At 70.7% G+C, this 328-nt stretch carries 1 protein-coding gene; it reads right to left on the reverse strand.

All coding sequences use genetic code 11. The features are described from left to right. Positions 1-328 (reverse strand): hypothetical protein (locus EN852_RS41420; protein ID WP_210238318.1); only part of this gene is annotated, 328 nt, incomplete at both ends.

A 328-nucleotide genomic window follows, 5' to 3' on the forward strand; every position in this document is an offset into this window, starting at 1 on the left:
CGGCGGCCCCGCCCAGGCGTAAGCCGCCCAGGAAGCCGTCGCCCGATCGCCTCTCGGCGCCGGCGACGACACCGCCCAGCGCCTCGCTGAACCCGGCCGATGCGCCGGAACTGCCCTGGGAGCGTATCCCGCCAAACGTGGAGATCCAGGCGTCGCGACCATTATGCGGCGCAAGCAAGTCATTGCCTGGAGCGGCCATGCGCGCTTCGGCGGTGCCGGCTACGCCTTCGACCAAGTCTCCGATGAGCGGCGCGGCGCTCGCAAATCCGGTGATGTCGACCACCGCTACGCTGTCGCCGCTCGTGACGAATGGCCTCCCGCCGGTCAG

Origin of the sequence: Mesorhizobium sp. M2E.F.Ca.ET.209.01.1.1 (assembly GCF_004010375.2) — a bacterium.
Classification (GTDB): domain Bacteria; phylum Pseudomonadota; class Alphaproteobacteria; order Rhizobiales; family Rhizobiaceae; genus Mesorhizobium.